The 11874-nt window shown below is 44.4% G+C and carries 12 protein-coding genes, 10 tRNA genes and 2 rRNA genes; 21 read left to right on the top strand and 3 right to left on the bottom strand.

All coding sequences use genetic code 11. From position 1 onward, the window contains the following. The 12 genes from H8S88_RS03340 to H8S88_RS03395 form a co-directional block, all read left to right on the top strand. A 23S ribosomal RNA gene (locus tag H8S88_RS03340) occupies nucleotides 1-103 on the top strand; the annotation flags it as partial. 80 nt (nucleotides 104-183) lie between these two features. Next, nucleotides 184-299: ribosomal RNA gene (rrf, locus tag H8S88_RS03345) — 5S ribosomal RNA — on the top strand. Nucleotides 300-430: 131 nt separating this feature from the next. Beyond that, nucleotides 431-503, top strand: a tRNA-Val gene (locus H8S88_RS03350). Nucleotides 504-505: 2 nt separating this feature from the next. Next, nucleotides 506-578 (top strand) — tRNA-Asp (locus H8S88_RS03355). A gap of 31 nt (nucleotides 579-609) precedes the next feature. Continuing rightward, nucleotides 610-682, top strand: a tRNA-Lys gene (locus H8S88_RS03360). A 5-nt stretch (nucleotides 683-687) separates the two neighbouring features. Beyond that, nucleotides 688-769 (top strand) — tRNA-Leu (locus H8S88_RS03365). Between the two features lie 17 nt (nucleotides 770-786). Continuing rightward, nucleotides 787-859, top strand: a tRNA-Thr gene (locus H8S88_RS03370). 23 nt (nucleotides 860-882) lie between these two features. Continuing rightward, nucleotides 883-954: transfer RNA gene (locus H8S88_RS03375), tRNA-Gly, on the top strand. Between the two features lie 7 nt (nucleotides 955-961). Further along, nucleotides 962-1047 (top strand) — tRNA-Leu (locus H8S88_RS03380). Between the two features lie 21 nt (nucleotides 1048-1068). Continuing rightward, nucleotides 1069-1142, top strand: a tRNA-Arg gene (locus H8S88_RS03385). 36 nt (nucleotides 1143-1178) lie between these two features. After that, nucleotides 1179-1252 (top strand) — tRNA-Arg (locus H8S88_RS03390). A 19-nt stretch (nucleotides 1253-1271) separates the two neighbouring features. Next, nucleotides 1272-1345 (top strand) — tRNA-Pro (locus H8S88_RS03395). A gap of 66 nt (nucleotides 1346-1411) precedes the next feature. On the opposite strand, the gene H8S88_RS03400 is transcribed toward H8S88_RS03395, so the two are convergent. From H8S88_RS03400 to recX, 3 genes are all read right to left on the bottom strand, one after another. Further along, on the bottom strand, nucleotides 1412-1729 hold the full coding sequence (locus H8S88_RS03400) for a DUF960 domain-containing protein (protein WP_048690403.1): 318 nt from the start codon (nucleotides 1727-1729) through the stop codon (nucleotides 1412-1414). Between the two features lie 99 nt (nucleotides 1730-1828). Continuing rightward, nucleotides 1829-2362 carry a nucleoside tri-diphosphate phosphatase gene (gene ntdP / locus H8S88_RS03405; RefSeq protein ID WP_048715843.1) on the bottom strand — a complete coding sequence of 178 codons (534 nt, stop codon included), beginning with the start codon at nucleotides 2360-2362 and terminating at the stop codon, nucleotides 1829-1831. A gap of 87 nt (nucleotides 2363-2449) precedes the next feature. After that, the gene (gene recX / locus H8S88_RS03410) at nucleotides 2450-3226 is read right to left on the bottom strand and encodes a recombination regulator RecX (protein ID WP_125336282.1); all 777 of its coding nucleotides are present in this window, start codon (nucleotides 3224-3226) and stop codon (nucleotides 2450-2452) included. A 158-nt stretch (nucleotides 3227-3384) separates the two neighbouring features. Between recX and rlmD the strand changes: the two genes are divergently transcribed. The 9 genes from rlmD (at nucleotide 3385) to H8S88_RS03455 (ending at nucleotide 11868) form a co-directional block, all read left to right on the top strand. Next, nucleotides 3385-4740 carry a 23S rRNA (uracil(1939)-C(5))-methyltransferase RlmD gene (rlmD, locus tag H8S88_RS03415; RefSeq protein WP_236127933.1) on the top strand — a complete coding sequence of 452 codons (1356 nt, stop codon included), beginning with the start codon at nucleotides 3385-3387 and terminating at the stop codon, nucleotides 4738-4740. A gap of 118 nt (nucleotides 4741-4858) precedes the next feature. Next, a complete protein-coding gene (locus H8S88_RS03420) occupies nucleotides 4859-5092 on the top strand; it encodes a DUF1858 domain-containing protein (RefSeq protein ID WP_006596822.1) in 234 nt (77 codons plus the stop codon). Continuing rightward, nucleotides 5092-6438 (top strand): DUF438 domain-containing protein, encoded by a 1347-nt coding sequence (locus H8S88_RS03425; protein WP_236127934.1) that lies wholly within the window; start codon nucleotides 5092-5094, stop codon nucleotides 6436-6438. The genes H8S88_RS03420 and H8S88_RS03425 overlap by 1 nt, the downstream gene beginning before the upstream one ends. Nucleotides 6439-6440: 2 nt before the next feature. Then, complete coding sequence (locus tag H8S88_RS03430; protein ID WP_006596820.1) at nucleotides 6441-6695, top strand: DUF1912 family protein; 255 nt, start codon at nucleotides 6441-6443, stop codon at nucleotides 6693-6695. A 181-nt stretch (nucleotides 6696-6876) separates the two neighbouring features. Continuing rightward, nucleotides 6877-7224, top strand: coding sequence for a helix-hairpin-helix domain-containing protein (locus tag H8S88_RS03435; RefSeq protein WP_061563648.1), 348 nt, complete (start codon nucleotides 6877-6879; stop codon nucleotides 7222-7224). 296 nt (nucleotides 7225-7520) lie between these two features. Beyond that, nucleotides 7521-8099 carry a flavin reductase family protein gene (locus H8S88_RS03440; RefSeq protein ID WP_236127935.1) on the top strand — a complete coding sequence of 193 codons (579 nt, stop codon included), beginning with the start codon at nucleotides 7521-7523 and terminating at the stop codon, nucleotides 8097-8099. After that, nucleotides 8086-8646, top strand: coding sequence for a GNAT family N-acetyltransferase (locus H8S88_RS03445; protein ID WP_236127936.1), 561 nt, complete (start codon nucleotides 8086-8088; stop codon nucleotides 8644-8646). Before H8S88_RS03440 ends, H8S88_RS03445 begins: the two co-directional genes overlap by 14 nt. Further along, on the top strand, nucleotides 8646-9224 hold the full coding sequence (locus H8S88_RS03450; RefSeq protein WP_236127937.1) for an AAA family ATPase: 579 nt from the start codon (nucleotides 8646-8648) through the stop codon (nucleotides 9222-9224). The genes H8S88_RS03445 and H8S88_RS03450 overlap by 1 nt, the downstream gene beginning before the upstream one ends. After that, entirely contained in the window at nucleotides 9217-11868 is a 2652-nt protein-coding gene (locus tag H8S88_RS03455; RefSeq protein WP_236127938.1) for a valine--tRNA ligase, read from the top strand. Before H8S88_RS03450 ends, H8S88_RS03455 begins: the two co-directional genes overlap by 8 nt. The last annotated feature ends 6 nt before the right edge of the window (nucleotides 11869-11874 follow it).

Consider the following 11874-nt stretch of genomic DNA (forward strand, 5'->3'; position numbering starts at 1 on the left):
ATGTTAGTAAGAGCCCTGAGAGAAGATCAGGTAGATAGGTTAGGAGTGGAAGTTGTGTGAGCAATGGAGCGGACTAATACTAATAGCTCGAGGACTTATCCAAAAAGTAACTGAGGATATTTACAGCTGGTTAGATTTTTGTTAGAATATAGGTATTCAATTTTGAATGTTCATCATTCAGAGTTAAGTGACGATAGCCTAGGAGATACACCTGTACCCATGCCGAACACAGAAGTTAAGCCCTAGAACGCCGGAAGTAGTTGGGGGTTGCCCCCTGTGAGATATGGTAGTCGCTTAGCAAGGTTGAGTCTAGTGGAAACTAGGCTCATTTGGGAGTTTAGCTTAGTTGGAATTGAGAGGCAATCGAGATTCCAATCGGCGGATAAGAGAAACGCAGTTTCTCACCGTTGGCTGAGTTAAACGACCATTTGGGAGTTTAGCTCAGCTGGGAGAGCATCTGCCTTACAAGCAGAGGGTCAGCGGTTCGATCCCGTTAACTCCCATAGGTCCCGTAGTGTAGCGGTTATCACGTCGCCCTGTCACGGCGAAGATCGCGGGTTCGATTCCCGTCGGGACCGTAGAAACGAAGTTTCTAGTAGATAATGATACGACTCGTTAGCTCAGTTGGTAGAGCAATTGACTTTTAATCAATGGGTCACTGGTTCGAGCCCAGTACGGGTCATTATAGCGGGTTTGGCGGAATTGGCAGACGCACCAGATTTAGGATCTGGCGCTTTACGGCGTGGGGGTTCAAGTCCCTTAACCCGCATAAAAGAATAATAATGAGCCGGCTTAGCTCAGTTGGTAGAGCATCTGATTTGTAATCAGAGGGTCGCGTGTTCAAGTCATGTAGCCGGCATTTTTTTATATAAAGAAACAGATGCGAACGTAGTTCAGTGGTAGAACACCACCTTGCCAAGGTGGGGGTCGCGGGTTCGAATCCCGTCGTTCGCTTGAGGAGGCCGGGGTGGCGGAACTGGCAGACGCACAGGACTTAAAATCCTGCGATTGGTAACGATCGTACCGGTTCGATTCCGGTCCTCGGCATAGACTTAGGTTGGAGAAGAAGCACCCTTAGCTCAACTGGATAGAGTACCTGACTACGAATCAGGCGGTTAGAGGTTCGACTCCTCTAGGGTGCATGGTCGCAAGACTATGTAGCAATTGAATAGAAACGAGCACCCTTAGCTCAACTGGATAGAGTACCTGACTACGAATCAGGCGGTTAGAGGTTCGACTCCTCTAGGGTGCATAAAGCGTAAGCTTTAGTTCGGGAAGTAGCTCAGCTTGGTAGAGTACTTGGTTTGGGACCAAGGTGTCGCAGGTTCGAATCCTGTCTTCCCGATAGAGTATAAAGGTCTGATGACCTTTTTTATTTTGTAACGAAAAAAGGCCGTGGGGCCTTTTTCTATTATAATAGTTGGTACTCGTCAATCAGCATGATGGTTTCTCGTCCCTTATTATCGACAATTCTGACTTGTCTTGGATAATAGGGGTCGAAGGGAATTAGGAAATCAACTGCAATTTCTAAGGGGAAGTCTTTTTGACTGAATCGCAATGTTGTTTTTCCTTTTCGATTAATGAGTTCAAATTTTAAAACTGAGTTTAAGGGATAGACATGTTTGAGGTAGTTGTCAATGACATACCAGAAACTATCAATAATATCGTCTGGTAAACTGGTCATAACCCCAAAACTAGCATAGCGACCTCGAGTATTTGTAAACGCCATAGTATCTCCCTTCCTCTTTTTATTAAGTACATAGTACTTGTTTTAGGTGGATATTGCAAGTATTAGGTTCGAAAAAAAGAGCTTTCGCTCTTTTCAACTTTATTTATTTCGCAGTTCAACATAACGGTTGTACCAAATTTTGATGTATTCCTCAGAGAAAGGACCTAATTGATTGTTGATCCAATCTACAAGGATTTTGACATTTTCTTTTAGGATAAAGTCAATGTCATCTGAATAGTTCATTTTGCGTTTATGCTGTTCGTATTCTTCTACGTCCAGCAGTTTCTTATCACCACCAGGAAATACCTTGACATCAAGATCATAATCAATATACTTTAGTGCCTCTTGATCCATATAAAATGGACTGGCTAGATTACAATAGTAGGACACTTCATTATCGCGAATCATAGCGATGATATTGAACCAATACTTCTTATGAAAGTAGACGATTGCTGGCTCTCTTGTAATCCATCTTCTACCATCGCTCTCTGTAACGAGAGTATGATCATTGACGCCGATCAGTGCGTTTTCCGTAGTTTTTAGTACCATGGTGTCCCGCCACGTTCGGTGGAGACTTCCATCATGTTTATAACTTTGAATTGTAATAAAGTCGCCTTCTTTAGGTAGTTTCATAACTTACCAACTTTCTACAATCTAAGTATATCCTCTATATTGTATCATATTTTCATGAAAATAAGGGATTTTCATGTGAATTTTTATTTAAAGGAATTCGCGAAGAGCTGTAGAAATGTCAGAGTAGTCGTAGCCTTTGCGAGCAAGTGCTTGGGTGAGGCGTTGTTTGAGTTCGTAGCCCTCATATTTTCGTGAGTATTTCTGGTGCTGTTTTTCCAGTTCCTTCATAATTAGGTCGAGTGTTTGTTCTTCATCTTGCTCGATATCCAATTGGTGATAGGCTTGCTTGGCTAATTCATAAGTGAAGCCTTTATTGATAAGATTTTGAGTGATTTTATCTTTTAAGGCTCTTGGTGGAAGTCTTTTAGCGTATTGTTTGGCTAATTTTTGGGCAGTTCGTTGAGCTACCTCGGAAAAATCAAATTCTGAGGTGATCTGATCAATATAGTGGGAAGAGACACCTTTTTGAATGAGCTTTTGCTTGAGGAGATAGGGTCCCTTGTCACCTGAGAGGTGATTGGATTGAAAGATAGCCCGAGTATAGGCCAAGTCGTCGATCCATTTGTCTTCTTTTAAGGTGTTTATGACGGTTTCAATAGTGGATTCGTCGATTTCATGCTTAGCTAAGTAGTCGCGAACTTCGCGAGCTGTACGGGCTTTAAAAGAAAGGTGATAAAGGGCTAAATTCTTAGCATGGGAAAGCTGGGCAAAGGTTTGGATTTCCTTGAGTTCTTCCTGGCTAATTTCCTTGTCTCGTGAGAGCATGAAGCGGACGATGGTGTCTTCTGTAATGTAGAGGGATTCGGCTTGATCCAGCTCTAGAAGGTAGAGACGTTTTTTCTTTTCTAATTTGGTAATTTTCATAGGATTCCTGTTTCGTTTCAGTTTTATTTCGGCTTATGATCAGTCTTTCTCTCTATATTATTCGTATTCTTATTGAGAAATGTTCCGTGATTCCTTGTTTTTCTTTTCAATTCTATCATATTCTAAACGAATGAGAAACTACATGGTATAATAGACATATGAATTTAAAAGTTAAACAAAGAATTCCTTTGAAAATCAAGCGAATGGGAATTAATGGAGAAGGGATTGGCTTTTACAAGAAGACCTTAGTCTTTGTGCCTGGGGCTTTAAAGGGCGAAGATGTTTTTTGCCAAATTACTGAGATTCGGAAGAACTTCGCAGAAGCCAAGCTCTTGTCCGTCAACAAGGCTTCCAAGTATCGGGTAACGCCAACCTGTGATATCTATGAGACTTGTGGGGGCTGCCAGATCATGCATCTAAAGTACAGCAAGCAGTTGGAGTTCAAAACGGACTTGCTGCAGCAGGCCTTGAAAAAATATGCTCCTAAGGGGTATGAGAATTATCTGATTCATCCGACGCTTGGGATGGAAAAACCACAGTATTATCGGGCCAAACTTCAATTTCAGACGCGTAAATTTAAGGGGCAGGTCAAGGCTGGTTTGTACGCCCAAAATTCCCATTATTTGGTGGAATTAAGGGACTGTCTGGTCCAGGATCCGGTCATTCAGGAAATCGCTAACCATGTAGCGAAGTTATTGACCTACTACCAGATTCCAATTTCAGATGATCGGAAGCAATTGGGTGTTCGAACCATCATGGTGCGCCGGGCTCGTAAGACTGGACAGGTCCAAATGATCGTGGTGACGAGTCGGCAAATCAATTTAACAGACTTGGTCGCGGATTTGGTAGAAAAACACCCTGAAATTGTGACGGTGGCAGTCAATCTGAATACCTCCAAATCTAGCGAGATCTATGGAGAGAAGACACAGATTATTTGGGGACAGGAGACCATTCGAGAAGGGGTCTTGGATTATGAATTTTCCTTGTCTCCTCGGGCCTTTTACCAGTTGAATCCTGAGCAGACCGAAGTCCTCTATAGTGAAGCTGTCAAGGCCTTAGATGTATCACCAGAGGATCATTTGATTGATGCCTACTGCGGGGTTGGGACCATTGGTTTTGCCTTTGCGGATAAGGTCAAGAGTGTCCGGGGGATGGACATTATCCCTGAAGCGATTGAGGATGCCAAGTACAATGCTAAGCAGATGGGGTTTGATAATACCCACTATGAAGCTGGGACGGCTGAGGAAATTATTCCTCGTTGGTACAAGGAAGGCTATCGGGCAGATGCAGTCATTGTGGATCCACCACGGACTGGACTGGGGGTGCAATTGATTGATACCTTGTTGCGCTATGCCCCTCAAAAGATGGTCTACGTTTCTTGTAATGTTTCCACCCTAGCGCGAGACCTCGTGGATTTGACCAAGGTCTATGATGTCGTCTACATCCAATCTGTGGATATGTTTCCCCATACAGCTCGGACAGAGGCTGTCGTCAAGTTGGTTAAGAAAGCATAGTAGAATAGGAATCAACAGTGGATATATGACAAGGCCAATCAGAGGGCCGAAGAGCTTTCCCAGGAGGAGTATTAGTTTCCCAAGAGCTTAGAAGATAGAAGAAATGTGAGAGTGAGAGATGGACAATAAAATTGATGTATCGATTCCAGTTGCTCAAGTCATTGATCAACATCCGGAAGTGTTAGATTTGTTGGTGGAGTTGGGCTTTAAACCCTTAGCCAATCCGATCATGCGCAATACAGTTGGGCGCAAGGTTTCCTTAAAACAAGGATCAAAATTAGAAGGCACTCCTATGGAGAAGATTGTACGAACTCTAGAGGCCAATGGCTATGAAGTAGTGGGGCTAGATTAATGAGTGATGAACGAATTCATGTCTTAAGAGATATCTTATTAGACCTTCATCATGGAGCTTCTCCTGAGTCGGTCCAAGAGCGCTTTGATGCGACCTTTAGTGGGGTGTCTGCGATTGAGATTTCCCTCATGGAGCATGAGCTGATGAACTCCGATGCCGGCATCACCTTTGAGGATGTCATGGAGCTGTGCGATGTCCATGCTAATCTCTTTAAGAACGCTGTTCAAGGGGTTGAAGTGGCAGATACAGACCATCCAGGTCACCCGGTTCAGATCTTTAAACAGGAGAACTTGGCCCTTCGGGCTGCTATGATGCGGGTCCGTCGCTTGCTGGATAATTATGAGACGACGGAGGATCCTGAGATGATCCAGGAGATTCACAAAGGCCTCTTGCGTCAGCTGGGCTTGGTGGGTCAGTTTGATCGGCATTACCGTCGCAAGGAAGAGTTGATGTTTCCCATTATGGAGCGCTATGGGCATGATTCTCCTCCTAAAGTCATGTGGGGAGTGGATGACCAGATTCGAGACCTCTTTGCGAAAACTCTGGATGTGGCCAAAGCCCTGCCTGATTCTGCCATTTCAGAAGTTAAAAAGCGCTTTGAAGCCTTTGCGCAAGAGTTTGAGGCTATGATCTTCAAGGAAGAGTCCATCCTCTTGATGATTTTACTGGAGGCCTTTACTCAGGATGATTGGCTATCTATCGCAGAAGAAAGTGATGCCTATGGTTATGCCATTATCATTCCGAGTGAGAAATGGGTGCCGAAACGTGTGGACTTCAAGGAAGAAGGACCAATAGAGACAGAAGGTTCAGGTGAAGCCCTTCCTTCTTCAAATGGAAGCGAGCAACGTCAGGTCATTGAGACTCCTGAGGGACAACTGACCATTACCTTCACGCCTAAGAAAAAAGCAGAGAGCTTCGATCGCCAGCAACCACAAGCTTTTGGCCATGGCTTTCTCTCTGTGGAGCAGGCTGACTTGATCTTGAACCATCTGCCGATGGAGATTACCTTTGTAAATAAGGATGATATTTTCCAATATTACAATGATGCAGCGCCTTTTGAGGAGATGATCTTTAAACGGACGCCGTCGCAGGTAGGACGCAATGTCGAATTGTGTCATCCTCCGAAATACTTGGAGAAGGTCAAAGCCATCATGCAGGGGCTTCGAGAAGGGAAAAAAGACAAGTACGAAATGTGGTTCAAATCAGAATCACGTGGGAAATTTGTCCATGTGACCTATGCGGCAGTGCGCGATGACGCTGGAGAATTTCAAGGTGTCTTGGAATATGTCCAGGATATCCAACCCTATCGGGAGATCGATAGTGAATTTTATAGAGGATTGGAGTAAGAATGAGCTACGAAAAAGAATTTATGAAAGAATTTGAGGCTTGGATCAAGACCCAAGTCATGATCAATGAGATGGCCCTGACAGAAAGCAAGAAGGTCTATGAAGAGGATCAAGACGAGAGGGCCAAGGAGGCTATGATCCGCTATGAGAGTCGCTTGGATGCCTATCAATTCCTTCAAGGGAAGTTTGCTAACTACCACGAGGGGAAAGGGTTCCACGATCTTCCAGATGGCTTGTTTGGAGAGAGAACCTATTAAAGGCTCTCTGTGAAGGCCTTTGACTAGCTGGATTTGGCTGAAAATAGTGCAATGACTTGATTTTTTGAGGGATTGTGTTACAATAAAAAAGTTGAACAGACGTCAACGAATTATCGAAAGTAATATTGGTGATGAAACCTTGTTGCCTTAGGGATTGATCACTGGATACGTAGGAGGAAAAATGGCAAAGAAGAACGTTAACCGTGCGAAACAATACAAACATCAGAATAGACATCTTTTGAAAAAAGCTGTTGCAACTGTAGCAGCAGCTGTCAAAGACGCACCTAAGAAAGTTGAGAAAGCAGCAAAAGCAGTGGCGAAAGAAGTGAAACAAGCAGCTTCTTCAGTAGAAGAATTCGCTGCAAGCTTGGAAGGTGTAGCCCTTGATCGTGCGCAAACATTCTATGATGAAGGTATTCGCTCTGTTGCGGACTTCGCAAACTGGACAGAAAAAGAGTTGTTGGCCCTTAAAGGAATTGGCCCAGCAACCATCAAAAAATTGCAAGAGCTTGGAGTTAAGTTCAAATAATTGCTTTTGTGATTTCTTGCTATTTCCAGGAAAACTTGATAAAATGAAGCTGTTAGAGGTGTTTTGAATCCCACATTTTACAGAAAGTGGCGGTGCTGAGAAGTCCACAAATGTGTCAAAACTAGTTGCTAATGGATGAAAAATTGAAATAAAAATGTCTTTTTGTTTAAAAGACGAGAGATGCGGGCGTTGCCCGAAATTGGGTGGTACCGCGGATAAACATATTCGTCCCTGTCAGATTGATGACAGGGGCGATTTTTCTTTTACCCTCTTAGCCCTAGCTGAAGGAGCTTGTCATGAAACAATCTTTTAAAACCAGCAAACTCTACTATGGTTTTCCGATTTTCATCTTGGGGTATCAGGACCAGAACTTTGGGTACAATATCACGACCTGCAGTTCCTCTTATAGCCTTGGAGATTGGCTGGTCACCGGAGTTGGTGCTGAGGAAAATGCGGCTGACCAGATTAAGCATTACCAACAGTTTACTGTGAACATCCCTGACGAAAATCTCATGCTTGAGATGGAGCAGGCTGGTTTTATCAGCCATCGGGAGAAATTGGAACACTTGGATCTTGATTTCGAGATTTCTGAACGGACTCAGGCTCCGATTTTGGAGGCCTGTCCAGTCGTATTGGATTGCCAGGTGGATCGGATTATCGAGGAAGATGGCATCTGCCATATCTTTGCTAAGATTCTTGAGCGGCTGGCTGATCCAGAGCTCTTAGATGACAAGGGGCATTTTAAAAATGACCGTTTTGCGCCGACTTACTTTATGGGGGACGGCCATCAGCGCGTTTACCGCTATCTAGATGACCGAGTCGATCCCATGGGGAGCTTTATCAAGAAAGCGAGGAAGAAGAATGACAAGAGCTGAACTGCCAGAACGAATCGAAACCGAGCGTCTAGTCTTACGAGTCCGTACAGTGGCGGATGCAGAGGACATCCATGCTTACGCTAGTCTTCCAGAAGTCTCTTACCCAGCAGGTTTTCCACCCGTTAAGACCTTGGAAGATGAGATTTATTACCTAGAACATATCCTTCCTGAGCGCAATGAAAAGGAAAATCTCCCGGCTGGCTATGGAATTGTTGTCAAAGGGACGGATACAATCATTGGTTCTGTCGACTTCAACCATCGCCACGAAGACGATGTGCTAGAACTTGGCTATACTTTGCACCCAGACTATTGGGGTCGAGGCTATGTGCCAGAAGCAGCGCGTGCCTTGATTGATCTGGCTTTTAAAGAACTGGGGCTTCATAAGGTAGAATTGTCTTGCTTTGGCTACAATATCCAAAGTCAACGAGTCGCTGAGAAACTTGGTTTTACCCTTGAAGCTCGCATAAGAGACCGCAAAGATGCCCAAGGCAATCGCTGTGACAGTCTGATATACGGCTTGCTGAAGAGTGAGTGGGAGGTGGATTGATGCATGTTTTCATCATTGGAGCTCCAGCTGCAGGGAAAATGACCATTGGTCAGGAACTTTCGAAACTCACCGGTGCGACTCTCTTTTTCAACCATCAATCCATTGATTTCGCACTCGAAATCTATCAGGATTTTACGGAAGAAATGTGGGAATTTGTTCGTAGCGTTAACTTTTCTTTTCTTGGAACAAGCGCCAGGCATCATCGGTCGGTGATTTTAACAGGTGTAACTGATTTTTCAAATCAATATCATCTGATGTATTTGAAGGATATTCAAGATTTATTAAATGAGTATCATCAAGAGATTCTCTTTGTTGAATTAGAAACGTCTCTTGAGGAGCGCTTACGTCGCAATCGGACGGAGAATCGGTTGAAATACAAACCCTTGAAACGGAATTTTGAGGTATCTGAAAGAGAAATTTTAGAGACTGATAAAACAGATCAACTTAATTCTCAAAAGCAACCGAGTGGTCTTCACCACTACCTGAAAATTGATAATACGAATCTGACTGCAGAAGAAGTCGCAAAGCAGATTCAAGAAAAAATGAAAACAATAGAGAAAGGACACACACATGTCTAAAGAACTTTCACCTAAATACAATCCAGCCGAGGTTGAGGCTGGTCGTTACCAAAAATGGCTTGACGAAGATGTTTTCAAGCCTTCAGGCGATAAAAAGACTAAGCCTTATTCTATCGTGATTCCACCACCAAACGTAACGGGGAAACTTCACCTTGGTCACGCTTGGGATACAACGTTGCAAGATATCATCATCCGTCAAAAACGGATGCAAGGTTTTGACACCCTCTGGCTTCCAGGGATGGACCACGCAGGGATTGCGACTCAGGCTAAGGTTGAGGAGCGCTTGCGTGGTGAGGGCATCAGTCGTTATGACCTCGGTCGTGAAAAATTCCTTGAGAAAGTCTGGGAATGGAAAGACGAATATGCCACCACTATCAAGGAACAATGGGGCAAGATGGGGCTCTCTGTAGACTACTCTCGTGAGCGTTTTACCCTTGACGAAGGCTTGTCAAAAGCTGTTCGTAAGGTCTTTGTGGACCTTTACAAGAAAGGTTGGATCTACCGTGGTGAGTTTATCATCAACTGGGACCCAGCAGCTCGCACAGCCCTTTCTGATATCGAGGTGATCCATAAGGATGTCGAAGGTGCCTTCTACCACATGAACTACATGCTAGAAGATGGTTCACGCGCCCTTGAAGTGGCAACTACTCGTCCTGAGACCATGTTTGGGGACGTTGCCGTTGCGGTCAATCCAGAAGACCCACGCTACAAGGACTTGATTGGTAAAAACGTCATCCTTCCAATCGCTAATAAATTAATTCCAATCGTTGGGGACGAACACGCAGATCCTGAATTTGGTACTGGTGTCGTGAAAATCACACCTGCCCACGATCCAAACGACTTCTTGGTTGGTCAACGCCATAACTTGCCACAAGTCAATGTCATGAACGATGACGGAACCATGAATGACTTGGCCTTCGAATTTGCAGGTATGGATCGTTTCGAAGCTCGTAAGGCAGTCGTTGCTAAGTTGGAAGAAATCGGTGCCCTGGTTAAAATCGAAAAACGTGTCCACAGTGTTGGTCACTCAGAGCGTACAGGTGTTGTAGTTGAACCACGCTTGTCTACGCAATGGTTCGTCAAGATGGACCAATTGGCTAAGAACGCTATTGCTAACCAAGATACAGATGATAAGGTTGAATTCTACCCACCTCGTTTCAACGATACCTTCCTTCAATGGATGGAAAATGTCCATGACTGGGTTATCTCTCGTCAGCTCTGGTGGGGTCACCAAATCCCTGCTTGGTACAATGCTGATGGTGAAATATATGTCGGCGAAGAAGCTCCAGAAGGTGAAGGTTGGACTCAGGACGAAGATGTCTTGGATACGTGGTTCAGTTCGGCTCTTTGGCCATTCTCTACCATGGGCTGGCCGGATGTCGACTCAGAAGACTTCAAACGTTATTATCCAACATCAACTTTGGTGACTGGTTATGATATTATTCCGTTCTGGGTATCTCGAATGATTTTCCAAGGTTTGGAATTTACTGGCAAATCGCCATTCAAAAATGCATTGATTCATGGTCTGATTCGTGACGAGGAAGGCCGTAAGATGTCTAAATCACTGGGCAATGGGATTGATCCGATGGATGTTATTGATAAGTACGGAACAGATAGCCTTCGTTGGTTCCTTTCAAACGGTTCTGCGCCAGGCCAAGACGTGCGCTTCTCTTACGAGAAAATGGATGCTTCATGGAACTTCATTAACAAGATCTGGAACATCTCTCGCTACATCCTCATGAACAATGAAGGTTTGACCCTTGAGCAAGCAACGGCCAATGTCGAAAAAGTAGTTAACAAGGAAGCTGGAAATGTCACAGACCGCTGGATTCTCCACAACCTCAATGAAACCATCGGAAAAGCAACGGCTAACTTTGATAAGTTTGAGTTTGGTGTGGCTGGTCACATCCTCTACAACTTCATCTGGGATGAGTTTGCGGACTGGTATGTTGAGTTGACCAAGGAAGTCCTTTATAGCGATAACGAAGAAGAGAAAGTCATCACACGTTCTGTTCTCCTTTATACTTTGGACAAGATCCTTCGTCTCCTTCACCCAATCATGCCATTCGTAACAGAGGAAATCTTTGGACAAATCTCAGAAGGCTCTATCGTTACAGCTGCTTACCCAACTGTTAACCCAGTCTTTGAAGATCTTGCGGCCCACACTGGTGTCGAAAGCCTCAAAGACTTGATCCGCGCTGTTCGTAATGCGCGTGCGGAAGTAAACGTTGCTCCAAGCAAGCCTATCACCATCCTTGTCAAGACAAGCGATAGCGACTTGGAAGCCTTCTTTAACAGCAATGTTAACTACATCAAACGCTTCACAAATCCAGAACACTTGGAAATCGCATCAAACATCCCTGCACCTGAACTTGCTATGTCAAGCGTCATCACAGGAGCAGAAATCTACTTGCCACTGGCAGACCTCCTCAACGTCGAAGAAGAATTGGCTCGTCTCGATAAGGAACTAGCTAAATGGCAAAAAGAACTGGATATGGTCGGTAAGAAGCTCTCTAACGAACGCTTCGTAGCCAATGCCAAACCAGAAGTCGTCCAAAAAGAACGCGACAAACAAGCCGACTACCAAGCCAAATACGACGCGACAATAGCGCGTATTGATGAGATGAAGAAGTTGGTTAAATAAACACAG

This window comes from Streptococcus sp. GS001, from assembly GCF_021595565.1.
GTDB classification, from domain to species: Bacteria; Bacillota; Bacilli; order Lactobacillales; family Streptococcaceae; genus Streptococcus; species Streptococcus xiaochunlingii.

Coding starts and splice junctions, on each gene's coding strand:
- rlmD (WP_236127933.1), top strand. CDS start 3,385: ATGAATTTAAAAGTTAAACAAAGAATTCCTTTGAAAATCAAGCGAATG.
- H8S88_RS03445 (WP_236127936.1), top strand. CDS start 8,086: ATGACAAGAGCTGAACTGCCAGAACGAATCGAAACCGAGCGTCTAGTC.
- H8S88_RS03455 (WP_236127938.1), top strand. CDS start 9,217: ATGTCTAAAGAACTTTCACCTAAATACAATCCAGCCGAGGTTGAGGCT.
- recX (WP_125336282.1), bottom strand. CDS start 3,226: ATGAAAATTACCAAATTAGAAAAGAAAAAACGTCTCTACCTTCTAGAG.
- H8S88_RS03440 (WP_236127935.1), top strand. CDS start 7,521: ATGAAACAATCTTTTAAAACCAGCAAACTCTACTATGGTTTTCCGATT.
- H8S88_RS03430 (WP_006596820.1), top strand. CDS start 6,441: ATGAGCTACGAAAAAGAATTTATGAAAGAATTTGAGGCTTGGATCAAG.
- H8S88_RS03425 (WP_236127934.1), top strand. CDS start 5,092: ATGAGTGATGAACGAATTCATGTCTTAAGAGATATCTTATTAGACCTT.
- ntdP (WP_048715843.1), bottom strand. CDS start 2,362: ATGAAACTACCTAAAGAAGGCGACTTTATTACAATTCAAAGTTATAAA.
- H8S88_RS03400 (WP_048690403.1), bottom strand. CDS start 1,729: ATGGCGTTTACAAATACTCGAGGTCGCTATGCTAGTTTTGGGGTTATG.
- H8S88_RS03420 (WP_006596822.1), top strand. CDS start 4,859: ATGGACAATAAAATTGATGTATCGATTCCAGTTGCTCAAGTCATTGAT.
- H8S88_RS03450 (WP_236127937.1), top strand. CDS start 8,646: ATGCATGTTTTCATCATTGGAGCTCCAGCTGCAGGGAAAATGACCATT.
- H8S88_RS03435 (WP_061563648.1), top strand. CDS start 6,877: ATGGCAAAGAAGAACGTTAACCGTGCGAAACAATACAAACATCAGAAT.